General features: G+C 29.8%; 19 protein-coding genes. 5 read left to right on the forward strand and 14 right to left on the reverse strand.

Going from position 1 to position 19,209, the window contains the following annotated elements; all coding sequences use genetic code 11:
* Nucleotides 1-289: 289 nt before the first annotated feature.
* The 12 genes from Q0714_RS11730 to Q0714_RS11785 form a co-directional block, all read right to left on the reverse strand.
* Nucleotides 290-1,360, reverse strand: coding sequence for a hypothetical protein (locus Q0714_RS11730; protein WP_298265270.1), 1,071 nt, complete (start codon nt 1,358-1,360; stop codon nt 290-292).
* A gap of 18 nt (nt 1,361-1,378) precedes the next feature.
* The gene (locus tag Q0714_RS11735) at nt 1,379-3,910 is read right to left on the reverse strand and encodes a TonB-dependent receptor (RefSeq protein WP_298265272.1); all 2,532 of its coding nucleotides are present in this window, start codon (nt 3,908-3,910) and stop codon (nt 1,379-1,381) included.
* A 219-nt stretch (nt 3,911-4,129) separates the two neighbouring features.
* A complete protein-coding gene (gene pgi / locus Q0714_RS11740) occupies nt 4,130-5,695 on the reverse strand; it encodes a glucose-6-phosphate isomerase (RefSeq protein ID WP_298265274.1) in 1,566 nt (521 codons plus the stop codon).
* A 10-nt stretch (nt 5,696-5,705) separates the two neighbouring features.
* Nucleotides 5,706-6,974, reverse strand: coding sequence for a peptidoglycan DD-metalloendopeptidase family protein (locus Q0714_RS11745; RefSeq protein ID WP_298265276.1), 1,269 nt, complete (start codon nt 6,972-6,974; stop codon nt 5,706-5,708).
* 53 nt (nt 6,975-7,027) lie between these two features.
* Nucleotides 7,028-7,828: a DUF3108 domain-containing protein gene (locus Q0714_RS11750; protein ID WP_298265278.1), complete on the reverse strand. Its 801-nt coding sequence runs from the start codon at nt 7,826-7,828 to the stop codon at nt 7,028-7,030.
* Nucleotides 7,829-7,943: 115 nt separating this feature from the next.
* Nucleotides 7,944-9,101 (reverse strand): 4-hydroxyphenylpyruvate dioxygenase, encoded by a 1,158-nt coding sequence (gene hppD, locus Q0714_RS11755; RefSeq protein ID WP_298265280.1) that lies wholly within the window; start codon nt 9,099-9,101, stop codon nt 7,944-7,946.
* Between the two features lie 10 nt (nt 9,102-9,111).
* Nucleotides 9,112-10,272, reverse strand: coding sequence for a homogentisate 1,2-dioxygenase (locus Q0714_RS11760; protein ID WP_298265282.1), 1,161 nt, complete (start codon nt 10,270-10,272; stop codon nt 9,112-9,114).
* Between the two features lie 320 nt (nt 10,273-10,592).
* Nucleotides 10,593-10,841 (reverse strand): NifU family protein, encoded by a 249-nt coding sequence (locus Q0714_RS11765; protein WP_298265284.1) that lies wholly within the window; start codon nt 10,839-10,841, stop codon nt 10,593-10,595.
* 8 nt (nt 10,842-10,849) lie between these two features.
* Nucleotides 10,850-11,974 carry an Mrp/NBP35 family ATP-binding protein gene (locus Q0714_RS11770; RefSeq protein ID WP_298265286.1) on the reverse strand — a complete coding sequence of 375 codons (1,125 nt, stop codon included), beginning with the start codon at nt 11,972-11,974 and terminating at the stop codon, nt 10,850-10,852.
* A 106-nt stretch (nt 11,975-12,080) separates the two neighbouring features.
* Nucleotides 12,081-12,425 carry an MGMT family protein gene (locus Q0714_RS11775; protein WP_298265289.1) on the reverse strand — a complete coding sequence of 115 codons (345 nt, stop codon included), beginning with the start codon at nt 12,423-12,425 and terminating at the stop codon, nt 12,081-12,083.
* A gap of 16 nt (nt 12,426-12,441) precedes the next feature.
* Nucleotides 12,442-13,113, reverse strand: coding sequence for a tRNA (guanosine(46)-N7)-methyltransferase TrmB (trmB, locus tag Q0714_RS11780; RefSeq protein WP_298265291.1), 672 nt, complete (start codon nt 13,111-13,113; stop codon nt 12,442-12,444).
* 51 nt (nt 13,114-13,164) lie between these two features.
* Nucleotides 13,165-13,362 carry a uracil phosphoribosyltransferase gene (locus Q0714_RS11785; protein WP_298265293.1) on the reverse strand — a complete coding sequence of 66 codons (198 nt, stop codon included), beginning with the start codon at nt 13,360-13,362 and terminating at the stop codon, nt 13,165-13,167.
* Between the two features lie 40 nt (nt 13,363-13,402).
* Here Q0714_RS11785 and Q0714_RS11790 point away from each other — a divergent pair, with 40 nt between their 5' ends.
* Entirely contained in the window at nt 13,403-14,326 is a 924-nt protein-coding gene (locus Q0714_RS11790) for a DUF6427 family protein (protein ID WP_298265295.1), read from the forward strand.
* On the opposite strand, the gene upp is transcribed toward Q0714_RS11790, so the two are convergent.
* Nucleotides 14,321-14,971, reverse strand: coding sequence for a uracil phosphoribosyltransferase (gene upp, locus Q0714_RS11795; protein ID WP_298265297.1), 651 nt, complete (start codon nt 14,969-14,971; stop codon nt 14,321-14,323). The two genes, Q0714_RS11790 and upp, sit on opposite strands and share 6 nt — an antisense overlap.
* Before the next feature lie 98 nt (nt 14,972-15,069).
* Nucleotides 15,070-16,107 carry a glycosyltransferase family 9 protein gene (locus Q0714_RS11800; protein WP_298265298.1) on the reverse strand — a complete coding sequence of 346 codons (1,038 nt, stop codon included), beginning with the start codon at nt 16,105-16,107 and terminating at the stop codon, nt 15,070-15,072.
* 128 nt (nt 16,108-16,235) lie between these two features.
* Here Q0714_RS11800 and Q0714_RS11805 point away from each other — a divergent pair, with 128 nt between their 5' ends.
* The 4 genes from Q0714_RS11805 to Q0714_RS11820 all read left to right on the forward strand — a co-directional run bounded on the left by Q0714_RS11805 (nt 16,236) and on the right by Q0714_RS11820 (nt 19,207).
* Nucleotides 16,236-17,093, forward strand: coding sequence for a YicC/YloC family endoribonuclease (locus tag Q0714_RS11805; RefSeq protein WP_298265300.1), 858 nt, complete (start codon nt 16,236-16,238; stop codon nt 17,091-17,093).
* Nucleotides 17,094-17,097: 4 nt separating this feature from the next.
* Entirely contained in the window at nt 17,098-17,670 is a 573-nt protein-coding gene (gmk, locus tag Q0714_RS11810; protein WP_298265302.1) for a guanylate kinase, read from the forward strand.
* A complete protein-coding gene (gene nadD / locus Q0714_RS11815) occupies nt 17,671-18,249 on the forward strand; it encodes a nicotinate (nicotinamide) nucleotide adenylyltransferase (RefSeq protein ID WP_298265304.1) in 579 nt (192 codons plus the stop codon).
* A gap of 88 nt (nt 18,250-18,337) precedes the next feature.
* Nucleotides 18,338-19,207 (forward strand): M23 family metallopeptidase, encoded by an 870-nt coding sequence (locus Q0714_RS11820; RefSeq protein ID WP_298265306.1) that lies wholly within the window; start codon nt 18,338-18,340, stop codon nt 19,205-19,207.
* Nucleotides 19,208-19,209: the final 2 nt, after the last annotated feature.

Consider the following 19,209-nt stretch of genomic DNA (forward strand, 5'->3'; position numbering starts at 1 on the left):
GGAAAAATCCAAGTAAACCTTGAAAATAAACCTACAGGGTTGTACCTTGCTAAAGTTTATTTAGATGAAACTTTAACTTTAAAAATTATAAAGCAATAGTATAAATTTAATAAAAATGGTTACTCCTTTTTTATTATTGATATTTTAAAACGAATACTTAAAGCTAGTTTATTAATTTTATTTAATAAGATCATAATTCAATTTAATTAGCTTATTAAGCTTAGATAAAACATAAATAAAAAAAGACCGCTAATTAGCGGTCTTTTTTTATAAGGATTATTAGTTATTTTTATTGAAGAACATATACACCTCCACTTAAAATAACTTTCATTTCCCATACTTCAGCAGCACCGGAATATACATTATATGATACAACGTATTTTTGTCCTTCAGCGCTATCAGGGAAATTATTTAATAAAATAGTATTAATTTTTTCTAGTCTAACACTTTCTAACTCTTCAGCTTTACCAGATCTTACATCAAAATTTTGATAATATCCATTTCCAACTAGATCATAATCTGCAGCTGTTAAAGTATATTTTATGGTGTTGTCAGGAACCCAAGTAGTACCATCATGACCAAACTTAATAGTTTCTTCAATTACATTATTGTATTTAGACCAAGTTGAGCCATCAAAAATATAGTTATTTACATAACTTTTTGTAACTCCACCACCAGCATATAATTCATACATTGCTTGAACAATATCTCCCGCTTTTTTTGGACTAAATTTAAAGATGTCAGGTAATGCTAAAGGTATTTTAATTGCTGCTTCATCATGGCTTGAGAAGTTAGGATACCCTTCTCCCATAGCTTTATATTCATCAGGAGTAAACCCTGCAAATCTATTCCATTCACCATTTTTATATAAAAATCCATCAGTTAATGTAACTTCTCCTCCTGCGTAAAAACGGTATCTTAAAGAATAAAAATCACCTTCATCTGGTGTTGGATAAGTAGCTTCTAAATAGTCAAAAATGTGATAATCTCTGTCAAAATTACCATAGGTTTTACCAGTAATTGCATTATGTTCAGCGTCACTTAATTCATATACTTCAGCACTTGGTGTGCTTAAAGGGTTGTATAGTTTAAAAGTTACAGTAGCTAAAGACCCTTCTCCCCAAACAGGATATTTGTCAATAAGTAGACCTGGTATCATCGCTTTGGCATCATCAATTGAACTAAAATTACCATAATTTAATTCTAAATCCTCATAGTCATCATCACTTAAAGTAAAAGTAACTTCACCAGTAATAATTTCTTCTTGTGCATCTATTTCAGCATATATATCTTCCATAGGGTCACAGGCCGTTGTAAAAACTAAGCCTAAAACCATCAATAAATAAATTATTTTTTTCATTGTTTACTGTTTTTTTAATTAAAATCTAATTTTAGCACTTACGTTAAACGTTCTTCCGTACCCAAACCATACTAGTGCAGTTTGGTCAGTTGAACCTGAGCCATCTAATGCGTCAGCAATATATTCAGTATTGAAAACATTATTCATTCTACCAATTAAAGTAGTGTCTAAATCTCCAATTTTGAAACCATATCTTATACTTGCATCAAAAGTGCTATAACTTGGTGCTTTCCATGCTTGAGGAGCACCTTGAGTTCCTCTGTCGTTAGGATCATATGCAGCATATAAATCATCAAAGAAGTTAAAGTCTACAGTGAAATGAGTTTTAGACATTAATTCATAGTCTAAACCTAAAGCTGCTGTTGTTTGTGCAGCATCGGCAACCTTTAATCCTGAGATATATAGGTTAACTGTGTTTACTAAATTTTGTTCTTCGTCAAAGATTTGAACATTTTCTAAGTCATTATCCCATTGCCAGTCACCTAAAGATAACATACCAATTAAAGTAAGTTTGTCAGATGGTTTATAGGTAAAGTCTAACTCAATACCTTGGTGAATAGCATTTACACCTAAAATATTAGCTGTATTAAAGGTTCCATCTTGATTTTGGAATCCTCTTGTTAGAGTTCTATCATTCCATTGAGTTCTGTAAATATTTAAATTAGCAGCTAATTTTTCACTTCTTAAGCCATACCCTAATTCTGCACTAAATATTTTTTGATTTTCAGCATCAGCATTAATATGATCATTATCAAATTGTAAGAAAACAGAATCAAAGCCTGCTGCTTTTTCAAAATAACCAATATTAGCAAAAATGTTATGAGTATCATTTAAGCGATAGTTAGCACCACCTTTTACACTAAATCCAGTAAAATTATATTTATCAGTTTTTTGATTTCCTGGTGTATATTGGAAGTAATCAATTCTTCTGTAAGAAGTATTAGAAATTGCTGCTGATACAAAAGTAGAAATTTGGTCATTATTATACTCTAATTGAGTAAATATACCTTGCCATCCAACTTCACCATCATTCCAGTAATCACGTTTATCACCTACTTTTAAAGCAGCATTAGGATTGTTAACATTATTATTGTCATATGCATAAGCACCACCTAATAAATCTGTTACTTCAGAGAAGTGTTTTCCAGTATAAGTTCTTAAATCTAGACCTGTGATAAAATCTAAGTTATCGTTTAATTCAGTTTTAAATGTTGATAACATACCAAACCAACTGTGATCATTTCTAGAAGCTCTTAAATAAGCTTCAGAACCCAATCCTTGAGCTGCATTGGCTCTGTTTATTTCAACTATATTGTCTAAATCAATAGGTTGATCATCTCCACCTAATCTAACATTGAATAAATCTCTGTTATCTCCAGCAGTTCCACCACCACCACCAGTACCCCAAGAGGCATAAAGTGCAGTAGATAAATCTGTTTTATCGTTGATAGTCCAATAGTGGTTTAATGAAGTTTGTGATTTGTGGTAGAAGTTGTCCTCTACATGTACAACACTTCCATTTTTTATCCCCCAATCTGGATTAAATTTATTCCCACTTTCAGCATTTCGGTATTTAGAGATAAGACTTCTATTTTGTCTTTGTCCGTGTCTTTGTGGTGCTCCGAATGATGTTAATGATAATTTGTGGTTTTCATTCAATTGTTTTGAAATATTCACAAAATAATTATAACCTTCAAATTCAGTTCCATCTACATAACCATCACCTTTGGTTTTTGATGCAGATACTGTAGCTGCAAATCCATTATCTAGTAATCCAGTAGAAACAGTAGCCCCATATTTTTGGTAACCATCATTTCCTACAGCAGTAAAAATATTTCCACCTTTCTCTATATCAGTAGTTTTAGATAAGATGTTTACAGTACCTCCAATTGAAGGAACAGCTACTTTAGAAGCCCCTAATCCACGTTGAACCTGCATAGCACTTGTAACGTCAGCTAAACCAGCCCAGTTACTCCAGTAAACTCTACCATTTTCCATATCATTAACAGGAACTCCGTTAATCATAACGGCAACGTTTTCAGAGTTAAAACCTCTTAAGTTAAGTCTTCCATCACCGAAACCACCACCTGATTTAGTAGCATACACACCTGGTGTAGATTTTAAAATTTCAGGAAATTCTTGAGATCCTAATTTGTTTTCAATAACATCAGCTTTAACAGTTGAAACTGCAACAGGAGTTTTTCTGTCAACAGCAAAAGAGGTAGCTGTAATTACTATTTCTTCTAATGATTCAGATGAAGGATTTAAGGCAATTGTGCCAAAATTAGTACTTCCATTAAAAGTTAATGTTTTTGTTTCATAGCCAACAAATGAAACTAAAACTGTACCATTAGAAACGGATGTTTCAAATGTAAAATTACCATCAAAATCTGATGATGCACCTGAAGTAGCTCCCTTTAAAACTACTGAAGCTCCAGGTAAAGGTTGATTTGTCTCGTCAACAATCTTACCAGTAAGTTTGGTTTGTCCAAAAATGATAGATGTTGAAATTAACATAACTACCACTAGCCAATTTTTTAAATTTCTCATTGTTTAATTTTAATTTGAATTAAATGTTTTGCAAAAGTGCAAATTTTTGTCGATTTCGCTTTTAATTAATTGTTAATTTTTAACAAAAAATTAAGAACTTATAAATATACAAAAATGGCTACCTTTTGCTGATTTTCAATAAAATAAATATTAACAATTATTGAGAAATATGTAAAATATTGTTAAAAACTTTAAGTATGTTATAGAATTGTTAAGTGTTTATAGCTTTGTTAGGTTTTTATGCGCTAATTCTTTTCCAAGCTCTACACCAAATTGGTCATAGCTATAGATGTTCCATATAACCCCTTGAACAAATATTTTATGTTCATAAAAAGCAATTAAACTTCCTAAAGTTTTAGGGGTTAATTTGTTTATTAGTATGGATGTGCTTGGTTTGTTTCCTTCAAAAACTTTATAAGGTAACAACGTTTCAATTTCATCCATTTTACCTTGAGTTTTTAAATCTAAATGCGCCTCTTCTTTTGTTTTTCCTTCAGCTAAAGCTTGTATTTGAGCATAAAAGTTTGCCATTAATTTTTTATGGTGTTCTTTATTTCCATACAACGAATTTTTAAACCCTATAAAATCTGCTGGAATTAATTTGGTTCCTTGGTGTAATAACTGCATAAAAGCATGTTGTGAATTTGTACCTGTGCTTCCCCAAATTATATTACCTGTTTGGTAAGCTACTTGGTTTCCATTTCTGTCCACACTTTTCCCATTACTTTCCATAATTGCTTGTTGTAAGTATGGCGCTAATTTAGTTAAGTATTGAGTGTAAGGTAAAATTACTTCAGACTCAGATTTGTAAAAATTAGTGTACCATATTCCAATAAGACTCGCTAAAACTGGGGCGTTTTTTTCAAAAGGGGTGTTTTTAAAGTGCTCATCCATTTCAAAAGCTCCAATTAAAAGTTCTTTGAAATTTTTGAACCCCACGGCTAAGCTAATAGATAAACCTACAGTACTCCAAAGCGAAAAACGACCACCTACCCAATCCCACATTGGAAAAATATTTTCAGAGTCAATTCCAAACTCACGTACATTTTTTAAGTTGGTTGAAACTGCTACAAAGTGTTTAGCAACATCTTTTTCAGTAGCTTTTTCTAAAAACCAATTTTTTATGGTTGTTGAATTTGTTAATGTTTCTTGAGTTGTAAACGTTTTTGAAACAATTACAAACAACGTAGTTTCAGGGTTTAAATGTTTAATTATTTCTTGTACGTGATCTCCATCAATATTAGAAACAAAATGAACATTTAAATTGTTTTTGTAGTATTTTAAAGATTCTACGACCATATCAGGACCTAAATCAGATCCTCCAATACCAATATTTACAACATCTGTTATAGTTTTGTTAGTGTAACCTTTCCAAGTGCCTGAAACAACTTTATTGGTAAAAGCTTCCATTTTAAGCAAGGTTTCTTTAACTTCAGGCATTACATTTATACCATCAACAACTATTTCTTGATTATTTTGGTTTCTAAGTGCGGTATGTAATACAGCTCTATTTTCAGTGACATTAATTTTCTCTCCAGAAAAATACGCTTTTATTGCGCCTTTTAAATCTACTTCGTTTGCTAGCTCTAATAGGTAATTTAAGGTGTCTTCAGTAATTCTATTATTGGAAAAATTAAATTCAAAATCGTTAAAATTTATAGTGAATTTTTCTTTTCTTGAAGGATTGCTATTAAATAATGATTTTAAATGTAGGTGCTTTGTATCGTTATAATTTTTGGTAAGTTTTTCCCAAGCTTTGGTTGTAGTTGGATTTATATTTTTCATATGTTATATGCTAAGATTGTAATTCTTTTTTAGGAATTATAATTTCGTTATCAATTGTTGAATAATTAATGGCGTCTATCTGTTCTTTTAAAGATTTGATAAACTCAAAATAATGAGGTTTTATATTTTCTTTCATAGGTTCTGCTGCAGGAAGTTTTTCTTTTAAAGGATCTACCTGTCTTCCATTTTTCCAAAAGCGATAACAAACATGAGGTCCAGAAGTATTTCCAGTCATTCCAATATAACCAATAACATCTCCTTGTTTAACCACGTCTCCAACTTTAACAGCTCTTCTACTCATGTGTAAATATTGAGTGCTATACGTTGCATTATGTCTAATTTTAACATAATTTCCATTACCGCCTTTTCTTCTAGATTCAGTAACAGTTCCATTAGCAGTTGCCATTATTGGTGTTCCAATAGGTGCTGCAAAATCGGTTCCTTTATGAGGTCTTACTCTGTTTCCATATAAGGCAATTCTTCTTTTTAAATTATACCGAGAAGAAATTCTGCTAAATTTTACAGGCATTTTTAAAAATTGACGACGTAGGTTGGTGGCTTCATCATCAAAATAATCAGGAATATTTAAAATAGTATCTGCAACATATTTAAACGCATAAAAGGGTTGATTTCCATGTTCAAAGTATGCTGCTTTAATTTCTCCTATTCCAACTGGAATGGTATCATTAATGTATAACTGTTCATAAATAAGTTTGAACTTATCATTTTTTTGAAGTCTAGAAAAGTCTATAGTCCAAGCATAAATATCATCAGCCATTTTATAAGTTAAGTAAGAACTTAAACCTTGACTTTCCACCGCATCTGAAAGATGGGTTGTGATTATTCCAGAAGCAGTTTTTAGTACAGTTTTTACAGGTTTTTTTCCATGATAAGCTACGGGAATAGAATCTCTAAAATCGACAACAGTATATCGAACTTTGGAATGTTGGTATATAAAAACTTGTGCTTGTTCAGTTGAATCATTTTTAGCCAAAACGGTATATGGGATTCCACTTTTTATTTTTCGAACATTAAAAGTGTCTCTAATTTTATTGACAATCTCTAATACTCTCGGGTAATCTACATGATTTCGATCAAGAATTTCACTAAAGTTTTCTCCAGGCTTTATAGTGTCGTTTATGACTTTAAAATTATTTAATTTAAAACCAAATTCTTTAACAATTTTAGGCGTTTCGGGAACAATACTTGCTTGTGGTTTTTCATCAGTTTTACAAGAAATAAATGAAACAAATAGAAATAAGATTATTAAATTTTTCAAGGGTTTAAGCGTTTTATGTTTTGGTTTGTTAAAGTTAAACGCAAAAATACAATTTAATTATCAAAAATAATGTTAAAAGGATGTGCTAAGCCTTTAAAAGCTTCTATGTCTGCTCGTAAAGATCCTACAGCTAATGATGCTTTAATTCTTAATGGAATTTTATTATCATCATTGCTAATCCAAACTGTTACACTTTCCTGTTCCTTAAAAACTCTACCAGCTTGTACCATAGGCCTAAAAGCAAGTGAATTAATATTTCCAAATTTTGTTTTAATAATTTCTTCGCCTAAAAACACCAATTTAAAATTATGAATTTCTTGATCAAAAAACATTGGCAACTCAATTTCATCACCCTTGTTTAAGTTTTTCAATTTTTGATTTCTTAAAAAGTAAAGTGATGAGAGCATATCTTGAATTTCATCATTAATTGGATGCTTAGTTTCGGTATTGTGCTTGTGATTTTTTACAATGGCTTCGTTTTTTTCATAATCAAAAAGAATTTCTTTGTCTTTGGTGTAGCCTCCTTCATTTATTTTGCGAATAAAGCGATAGGGTTTTAAAGTTTCTTTATACATAAAAGTTTGATAATCATCTTTTACTTTAAAAAATAAACTTACAAGTCCGGTTGATTTTCCTTTTCCAATTATATGAAACGCTTCTTTATTAAAATTAGTTGTTTCTTTAACTTCAATAGTTGAAAAACCAGCATTTAAAAAATTACTATAGCTCATTCTAAATTTTAGCCATTCTCCTTGTTTAAAAGCATAATTTTTTTCGGGAGTTAATTTTTTTACCGATTGTCCCAATGAAATTACAGAGGTAAATAAAGCTAATATGATAAGTAATTTTTTCATTTAATAGTAGTGTAAATTATTGTTTTTTATAAAAAATACAATTACTGTTCCAAAAATAATAAAAGCTTAACACATAAGGTTAAGCTTTTATTAAATAAAGTATGAATTAAGAAAATTATAACGTTCCTCTTCTGGCTTGTTCTGCTTCAATAGATTCAAATAAAGCTTTGAAATTTCCTTTACCAAAAGATTGAGCTCCTTTTCGTTGTATAATTTCAAAGAATAAAGTAGGTCGGTCTGTTACTGGTTTGGTAAAAATTTGAAGTAAATAACCTTCATCATCTCTGTCAACTAAAATTCCTAAGTCTTTTAATTCAGCTAAATCTTCATCAATTTCTCCAACCCTGTCCATTACGGTATCATAGTAAGTACCTGGAACGTATAAAAATTCAACACCTCTTTCTGTCATCGCTTTTACAGTTTCTAAAATATTGTTGGTAGCAACAGCAATATGTTGTACTCCAGGACCTTTATAAAAATCTAAGTACTCTTCAATTTGTGATTTTTTTATTCCTTCTGCAGGTTCGTTAATTGGAAATTTTACACGTCCATTACCATTGGTCATTACTTTGCTCATTAAAGCGGTATATTGTGTAGAAATGTCTTTATCATCAAAAGTTATTAAATTGGCAAAACCCATAGTTTCATTATAAAATTTAGCCCAAACATTCATTTCATTCCATCCAACATTACCCACCATATGGTCTATATAACGTAAGCCTACATCTTTAGGATTGTGAGTGGTTTCCCATTTTTGAAATTTTGGTAAAAATACTCCGTTGTATTTTTTTCGTTCTACAAACACATGCACAGTATCTCCATAAGTATGAATTCCAGAACGAATTACTTCTCCATTTTCATCGGTTTCTTTGGTTGGTTTTAAGTACGATTTTGCTCCTCTTTTTGTTGTTTCTTCCCAAGCCTTAGTAGCGTCTTCAACCCAAAGAGCTACTACTTTAACACCATCACCATGTTTTTCAATATGTTCAAAGAGTTCAGGGTTATTCTTATTTGGCATGGGAGTAGTTAGTACCAATCTAATTTTATCTTGTACTAAAACATAACTAGTTCTGTCTGTAAGTCCAGTTTCCAAACCAGCATAAGCTAAAGATTGAAATCCGAAAGCTGTTTTGTAATAATGGGCTGCCTGTTTTGCATTTCCTACATATAGTTCTACATAGTCGGTTCCTAATAGTGGTAAAAAATCTTCAGCTTCTGGAAAGATTTTTTCCAAACCGTAATTAAAATTCTGTTTATTTTTTAAATCTGACATTTTTTTAGGTTTATTCGGTTATCCAAGATTTATAATAGTCTTCTACTTGTAAATTCATTGCTTCTTCAGTAATCATTACAGGTTTAAAAGGGTCAATCATAACAGCTAATTCTTCGGTTGATTCTTTTCCTATGCTTCTTTCAATTGCACCTGGATGTGGGCCATGAGGTATTCCGCCAGGATGTAATGTTAATTGACCTTTTTCAATATTATTTCTACTCATAAAATCTCCATCAACATAATACAAAATTTCTTCTGAATCTATGTTGCTATGGTGGTAAGGAGCTGGAATAGATTTTGGATGATAGTCGTACATTCGTGGTACAAAAGAGCAAACTACAAATCCGGATGCTTCCCAAGTTTGGTGTATTGGAGGCGGCATATGAATACGTCCAGTTATTGGTTCAAAGTCGTGAATTGAAAATGCATAAGGATAATTAAATCCATCCCATCCAACGGCGTCAAAAGGGTGGTTTTTATAAATATACTCCCAAAGAACTCCTTGTTTTTTTATACAAATTTTAAAGGAACCTTTTTCGTCATGAGTTTCTAAATTAGTAGGCAATTTAAAATCTCGTTCACAAAAAGGAGAATGCTCTAATAATTGACCAAAGTTATTTCTATAGCGTTTAGGGGTTACAATTGGGCTGAATGATTCTATATATAAAAGTCTATTTTCAGTAGTATTAAATTCAATTTGATAAACGGTTCCTCTAGGAATAATTAAATAGTCTCCATATTCAAATTCAATGTTTCCATACATCGTTTTTAAAATTCCAGAACCTACGTGTACAAATAACATTTCATCAGCATCGGCATTTTTATAAAAATAGGATGATGAAAATTCTTTAGGTGCTGCTAATCCAATATGCAAATCATGATTGACAAAAAGTGTTTTTCTGCTTTCTAAAAAATCTGTTTCAGGTTGCAATGAAAAGCCTTTAAAACTTAATGCTTTCATGTTTTTTTCGATGGCAATTTTTGGAGTAACGTTTTTTAATTTTTTAATTTCTGAAACAACTGTAGGCGGATGAATATGATATATCAACGATGACATACCTACAAAACCAGCAGTTCCAAAAAGCTCTTCTTGGTACAATCCTCCTTCAGGTTTTTCAAAAGTTGTATGACGTTTTGGAGGTATTTTACCTAATGAATGATATCTAGGCATAGTTTAATTTTTTTAGTTATAAAACTCCATTTTATAAATGGAAAATAAATTTTTTAAAAGAAGTAACATGTTAATAATGATGTACATGCACTTTGAAAGTATTAAAGTTAAGCAATTTTATTTATGAAATTGTTAAGCTTTTGATAAAACAAAATCACTCAGGATCTCTCTTGATTAAGAATTTTAGAAGTAATAATAATCCTGTCCAATGATTGTTCATAGTTCACAAATATAAAATTTTTTATGTATTAAACTAAAAAAGAGCCTGTTTAGAAAATATTTTCCAAACAAGCTCTTTAACTTTCAATTTTAAAGAAAAACTAAAAAGTAATACCGTTTATTTCAATAACACGTTTAATTTGAGGTGCATGTCTTTTTATGGTAGCCTCAACACCATTTTTTAAAGTCATTTGATTTACTGAACAACCTAAGCAGGCTCCTTCGAGTTGAACACTTACAGTATTGTCTGTAATTTCAACTAATGAAATATTACCTCCATCAGCCTCTAAATAAGGTCTTATTTCTTGCAAGGCGTTTTCTACATTAATTTTTAGTTCTTCAGCTGTCATTTTATAATTTATTTAGTGCTACATCCACTCATTGTAGTTATTCTAACAACTTCAGTAGGTGGTAAATCTTTATTTCTTTTTACTAATTGGGATAAAGCATTTTTAGTAATTTCTGAAAAAGCATTCTCAAGGGGTGTATTATCTTGTAATGCTACAGGATGTCCAACATCTCCAGCTTCTCTAATGCTTTGCACCAATGGTACTTCACCTAAGAAAGCAGTGTTTATATCTTCAGCTAAATTTTTAGCACCATCTTTCCCAAAGATGTAATATTTGTTATTTGGTAATTCAGCAGGTGTGAAATAACTCATATTTTCAACAATACCTAAAACAGGAACATTTATATTTTCTTGTTTAAACATAGCAACTCCTTTTTTGGCATCAGCTAAAGCAATATTTTGAGGTGTACTAACAATGACAGCTCCAGTTACAGGGATTGCTTGAACAATAGATAAGTGAATATCACCGGTACCAGGAGGTAAATCAATTAATAAAAAGTCTAACTCTCCCCAATGCGCATCAAAAATCATTTGATTTAAAGCTTTAGAAGCCATAGCTCCTCTCCAAATAACTGCTTGATTAGCATCTGTAAAAAATCCTAAAGACAATATTTTTACCCCATAACTTTCAATAGGTTGCATTTTTGAACGCCCATCAATTTCAACAGATAAAGGTCTAGCATTTGCGACATCAAACATTAGGTGGGTAGAAGGGCCGTAAACATCGGCATCAAGAATCCCTACTTTAAATCCCATTTTTTGTAAAGAGATTGCCATATTTGCTGTAATAGTAGATTTCCCTACGCCGCCTTTACCAGATGCAATTGCTATAATGTTTTGTATTCCTGGAACTTTAGGTTTTTCAGGTTTTAAAGGTGTAGATGGAACTTCAGCCGTGACATTTACTTTTACATCAGCTTTTTGATCTACTTGGGCGTGAATCGCTTTCATAATTTCAATTTCAACTTTCTTTTTGGCTTGTAAAGTTGGATTGCTAATAGTAACGTCTACAATTATTTCTTTGTCAAAAGTGACAATATTTTTGATTGCTCCGCTTTCAACTAAACTTTTACCTTCTCCAGGTGCAGTAATGGTTTCAAGAGCTTTTGTTATATCTTTTTTGGTATATGCCATGTTGTTTATATAAAATCATTCTAAACAACAAATATACAGAGTTCAGTTGAATATAAAAAGCTAAGAATTAAAAAGTAATGCAGAGTTTGTTACAAAAAGAAATTGCTTATAAATTGTTGGGCAATTCTATAAAAGGATCCCAAAAAACTGTTTCAAAATGTTGAATTTGATGATCTCTTACTACAATTCCTTCACTTTCTAATAATTGCTGCATTAAATTTGTACCGTCAAAATGATGTTTACCAGTTAATAAACCTTTTCGGTTAACTACTCTGTGAGCAGGAATTTCATCGTTATTATGAGAAGCATTCATTGCCCAACCAACCATCCTAGCTGAACGAGCTGCACCTAAATATTTCGCAATAGCACCATAACTAGTAACTCTTCCAAAGGGAATAAGTTTTGCAACTTCATAAGCTTTATCAAAAAAATTTTCAGAAGATTTTTTCATTCGTTAAAAATAATAATTAATAACGAATTCTAAATTTGATGTATGTAATTGGCTTTCCTTTTTCTAAGTATTGACTTTCGTAAAAAGTTTGTGTAGAGATTACTTCTTCTGGAGAATGAAAGTTCTTATAAATGTCATGATGTGCATATAGTATTTCATGACCTTCGCCATGTAATAATCCAAGTGTATAACCATGCATAAACTCGCTATCGGTTTTTAAATTTACAATACCATTTGGCGTTAAAATATGGTGGTATTTTTTTAGAAATTCAGCATTAGTTAACCGGTGCTTGGTTCGGGTATATTTAATTTGTGGGTCGGGAAAAGTTATCCAAATTTCAGTGACCTCATTTTCATTAAAAAGTAAGTCAATTAATTCAATTTGGGTTCTTAAAAAAGCTACATTAGTTAAGTTTTCTTCTAATGCGGTTTTTGCACCTCTCCAAAAACGAGCTCCTTTAATGTCTATACCTATATAATTGATATTAGGGTTCTTACGTGCTAAATCAATGGTATATTCACCTTTGCCACATCCTAATTCTAAAATAATTGGATGGTTATTTCCAAAATGAGATTGCCATTTTCCTTTTAATGAAAATCCATCAATTACTTCTTTTCGTGTTGGTTGAATAACATTAGAGAATGTTTCGTTTTCACGAAATCTTTTAAGTTTGTTTTTACTTCCCACAGTTTTGTGTTTTAAAAGGAAAGATGGTATCGTTTTTTTGAAAAAGAAAAATTATTCGTTTCCAGCTTTTTTGTATTTTCTGATTTCTCCTAGCCAGTAGAAAAAAGCTATAAATGTAATTACAATAAATATCCAACTTACAGTGTTTTGAAGCCACCAGTTGTCCATAAACCTAATTTCATTGTATGGGGCAAATAATACATTTGTAAAAAAATCACCTATCGCCTTAAAAATATTGTTTGCAATCATTTCTTATTTATATTTACAGGCAAAAGTATAAAATATAGTAATGATTGCAAATTTTTTTAATAAAACAAAACCTGTAACTATTTTTAGCTTAGTTGTTTTGTTGTTTATTTTTTATTTGTCATCAAGTTTAATGGTAAATACAGAGGAGTTTTCAATTTACAATTTTTTAAAAATGATCCTTTTTTTTGGATGGCATATTTTATTTTTAATGATTGTTAATTTTATAGTTAAAAAAAATAAATTAACTCAGGATAATTCTTATGCTTTATTATTAATTGTTTTAATGTTAGGTACTTTTAGAGAAGCATTTTTGTCAACTAACATCGTTTTTTCAAATCTTATTTTATTGCTTTCATATAGAAGAATTTATAGTCTAAAATCTGAAATTAATACAAGTGCTAAACTTTTTGATGCTGGTTTGTGGATTGGAGTTTCATCTTTAATTTACTCTTGGAGTATATTTTTTATAGTTTTAGTATATGTAAGTATTATTATTTATAAAAAAATAAATCTAAAAAACAGTTTAATACCTCTTGTAGGTTTAATAACTCCTTTATTTTTATTTTTTACGTATGTGTTTTGTTTTGACAATGTGGTTGTTTTTTACGATAAATTTAAATATGATTTAAGTTTAGTTTTTACATCGTATAACGCCTTACATTTACTGTTGCCAATAACATTTATAGTTACAATTTTATTGTGGTCTGTTTTTTCAGTAACTCCAAAATTAGTTTTAGTTGGAAACAAGTTAAAACTATCTTGGCAAGTAATTATCAATCACCTTTTAATAGCTCTAACAATTATAGTTTTATCTCCTATAAAAAATGGATCAGAATTCTATTTTCTATTATTTCCTTTAGGTGTAATCTTTGCAAATTTTTTACAAATAAGTAGCTCTAAAACATTTAAAAATATGGTTTTATACTTGTTTTTACTTGTTTCAATAAGCAGTTATTTTTTATAGTTTTTCACCAAAAGATAAATCACCTGCATCTCCTAATCCAGGAACAATATATCCTTTTTTATTCAAGTTTTCATCAACAGTAGCAATCCATAATTTGGTATCTTCTGGAAAATATTTTTTGATATAATTTAAACCTTCAGTTGCGCCAATAACACAAGCTAAATGAATTTCTTTAGGAGTTCCATGTTTTTTTAAACCTTCATAGACACAAGCTAAAGAACGACCCGTTGCTAACATTGGATCTGCTAAAATTAATGTTTTTCCATCTAAATTTGGAGAAGCAAAATATTCTACTTTTATTTCAAATTCAGTTTCTGAAATATGCTTTCTATAAGCTGAAATAAAAGCATTTTCTGCATCATCAAAATAATTGAGTAGTCCATTGTGTAAAGGTAAACCCGCTCTTAAAATAGAACACAATACCACATCTTTTTTGGGTAATTGCATTATTTTTGTTCCTAAGGGAGTTGAAACGGTTTGAGATTTATAATCGAGTGTTTTGCTAATTTCGTATGAGATTACCTCCCCAATTCGCTCAATGTTTCTTCTAAAACGCATTGAATCTTTTTGAATGTTTACATCTCTAATTTCAGAAATAAATTTATTAAGAATGGTTTGTTTGGTATCTAAAATATTGACAATCATTGATAGTTATTTACTGCAAAAATACTACTTTAAAATAGAAAATAACCTTTTAAATATTGATTATTTTCCTTGATAAATTGAATTTCTCTTTGTCTTTTTTAAGTTAAACAACTTAAAATTTTTTCAACTACCGTTTCAGGTACTATTGTTCTCATTACATCATTATAACCCTCACAAACTTTATTACCATATATTGAACAAGGAATGTTTGGGTATTTCTTTAAATCGGGTAAAATAGCATTGTTAAAAGGTTGGTTAAATGGGGCAAAGCCAGTAAATGGATGTGTAATTCCCCAAATTGTAATAGTAGGTATACCAAACATAGCTGAAAAATGTGCATTTCCAGAGTCCATACTAACCATAAGATCTAAATTTGAAATTAGCGTAAGTTCTTGATCTAATTTTATTTTACCTGCTACATTTATAGTGTTTTTGTAGTTTACTTCAAATTTTTGTAAAACTTCAACTTCTTTTTGCCCACCACCAAATAGTAAAATTTTTAAATGAGTTTTTTCAGATAAACTTTCTAGTACTTTTTCCATTAAATCTAATGGATACATTTTAGAGTTATATTGAGCAAATGGAGCAATTCCAATCCATTTTTCAGATTTTAATCCTGTAATATCTATTACTTCTTGTGATAATTGTTTTTTATGTGGGAACTCAGGGTTTAAAATGCTTAAATTAAATTCCAAATTTCTAAAAACGTCTGCATAACGTTCATGAGTTGTTTTTAGCTGTTTAAAAACTTTATTTTTAGACCTTGTTAACGCTCTTTTTTCTTTTCTTCCTTTTTCAATAAAAGCAACTTTTGTAAACGATAGTTTAAAAAATGTTCTTAAAATTTTTGAACGTAAAACATTATGCAAATCAGCAACAGCATCTATAGGTAGCTTTTTTAATTCTTTGTATAGTTTGTATATTCCAAAAAGACCTTTGTGTTTGCCAGTAACTTCCGCAGCAAAAAAATGGACGTTTTTTAAATCAGAAAATAAGGGTTTTAAAAAAGGTTTTGAAAGTATGGTTATTTTTAAATTTGGATGTTGCTTAATAAGTGCTCTAAGAACAGGAACTGTCATAGCAACGTCGCCCATTGCAGATAACCGGATAACTAATAAATGTTTAATTTGACTCAAAATAAGGTAAGTGTTTTATTTTCAAAACAAAAATACACAATAGTTTTGTACAAAAAACTCGTATCAAATGTATATTTAATTAGTACAAAGTATAAATTGCTTAAATTTGCCAAAATATTGAAAATTATATGATACAATCAATGACCGGATACGGTAAAACCGTATTACAACTTTCCACCAAAAAAATTACGGTAGAATTAAAATCTTTAAATAGTAAAAATTTAGATTTAAATGTTCGTATTCCTTCTTATTATAGAGAAAAAGAATTGGATATTCGCAAAAAGCTGGCTTCATTATTAGTAAGAGGTAAAATTGATTTTTCAATATATATTGAAGATAATGGAGGTGAACTTTCCTCAAAAATTAATGAAAAAGTGGTGAAAGAATATATGAATCAATTGAAAAGTATTGTTGATTCTAGTGAAGTTGAATTATTAAAAATGGCAGTTCGTTTGCCAGATTCATTAAAAACTGAAAGAGAAGAGCTTGATGAGGAAGAATGGTTGCAAATTAATAAAGCAATTGATGAAACAGCTGTGAAAATTAATACCTATAGATTTGATGAAGGAAAAGCCTTGCATCAAGATTTTGAATTGCGAATTTCTAATATTGAAAATTTATTAGAAAAGGTAATTGAATTAGATCCTCAGAGAATGGAGCAGGTGAAAGAAAAATTATCAAAGGCTATTGCAGAATTAGAAACCAAAGTAGATCAAAACAGATTTGAACAAGAACTTATTTACTACATAGAAAAACTAGATATTACTGAAGAAAAAGTACGACTTAAAAATCATTTAGACTATTTTAGAAAAGAATTGAAATCTGAAATTTCAAATGGTAAAAAGTTAGGATTTATCACTCAAGAAATTGGAAGAGAAATTAATACTATTGGCTCTAAATCTAACTTTGCAGGAATGCAAAAAGTTGTAGTTCAAATGAAAGATGAGTTGGAAAAAATAAAAGAACAAAATTTAAACGTACTTTAAACTTATGAAAAAAGAAGGAAAACTAATTGTTTTTTCAGCGCCTTCTGGTTCAGGTAAAACAACAATTGTTCATCATTTGTTAAAGCAACAAGAATTAAATTTAGATTTTTCAATTTCAGCAACATCTCGAAATAAAAGAGGGAATGAAATTGATGGGAAAGATTATTATTTTATATCCTTAAAGAAATTTCAAGAGCATATTAAAAAAGATGATTTTATTGAGTGGGAAGAGGTTTACCATAATAATTATTATGGAACACTTAAAAATGAAGTTGAACGAATTTGGAAACAAGGAAAACATGTAATTTTTGATATTGATGTTATAGGCGGTTTAAATATTAAAAAACAATTTCCCAACAAAACCTTGGCTATTTTTGTGCAACCTCCTTCAATAAAAGAGATGGAAAGAAGGCTTAGAGATCGGCAAACTGATAGTGAAGAAAAAATTAAGGAACGTGTTGCTAAAGCTGAAAAGGAATTAAAATACGCAACAGATTTTGATGTTATTTTAATAAATGATGATTTAAAAGTAGCAAAAGAAGAAGCCTATACTTTAGTTCAAAAGTTTATTAAATAAATGAAAGTAGGATTGTTTTTTGGAACCTTTAATCCAATTCATATTGGACATATGATTATTGCAAATTATATTGCTGAATTTTCAGATTTGGATGAGGTTTGGTTTGTAATTACCCCACAAAGTCCATTCAAACAAAAAAAATCAATGTTAAGCAATCATCATAGATTGGCGTTGGTAACTATTGCCGTTGAGGAATATCCAAAATTAAAGACATCATCTATTGAATTTGATTTGCCTCAACCTAATTATACCATTAACACACTTGTACATTTAGAAGAAAAATACACAAATCATCAATTTTGTTTAATTATGGGTGAAGATAATTTAAAAGGTTTTCATAAATGGAAAAATTATGAAACCATTCTTCAAAATTATGAACTGTATGTGTATCCTAGAGTATCTGAAGGAAAAGTGGAACATCAATTTAAAAACCATTCTAAAATACAAATTGTAAATGCACCAATAGTTGAAATTTCTTCAACATTTATAAGAAATGCTATAAAAGAGAATAAAGATATACGTACTATGTTGCCAACAAACGTTTGGAGTTATATAGATGAAATGAATTTTTATAAATAGTAATTTTAGCTAAGTTTTAACATAGTAACATTAACAGTTTAAAATTAAATAAACATATTTTCGTTGTATATTTGTTTGAAGTAGCATTATGACAAAAAAACCTAAAAATAAAGGAAAATTTAGGCAGAAATTAATCAATAAATACCGATTGGTTATTTTAAATGAAAATACTTTTGAAGAAAAATTAACATTTAAATTAAACCGATTAAATGTGTTTATTTTTGGAAGTTTATTTTCAATTATACTTATTGTTGCAACTATTTTTTTAATTGCGTTTACGCCTTTAAGAGAATATATTCCAGGATACTCATCAACCAAACTAAAAAAAGAAGCTACGCAGTTAGTTTACAAAGTAGATTCTCTAGAGCAAGTTTTGGAGGTAAATAATGTATATATTAAAAAAGTAAAAGAATTATTAACTGGAGAAGTTTCAGAAGTTTTATTTGATAAAGACTCAGCGCTTCAAGTAATTCAGTATGATAAAGATACGATGAATTTAGAACCTTCAGAGGTAGATTTAGAATTTCGTCAAGAAATTGAAAGAGCAGATAGGTACAGTATTTTTAATGAAGCCACTAAAGATGCTGATATTGTATTTTTTGCACCTGTTGTTGGAACATTAACAGAAGGCTACAATGCAAAATTAAAACATTTTGCAGTTGATATAGCTGTAGAAATGGGAACTCCAGTGAAAACAGTTGCTGATGGCACCGTAATTTTTGCAGAATGGACGGCGCAAACAGGTCATGTGATAATTGTAGAGCACATTCAAGGATTTATATCCATATACAAGCACAATACGTCTTTACATAAACAACAAGGTGATTTAGTAGTTTCGGGAGAAGTTATTGCGTCAGCAGGAGATACAGGAGAACTAAGTACTGGGCCACATTTACATTTTGAATTATGGAATGAAGGTTATCCAGTAAACCCAATTAATTATATTGATTTCGAATAAAA

Source organism: uncultured Lutibacter sp., from assembly GCF_947493565.1.
Lineage (GTDB): Bacteria > Bacteroidota > Bacteroidia > Flavobacteriales > Flavobacteriaceae > Lutibacter > Lutibacter aestuarii.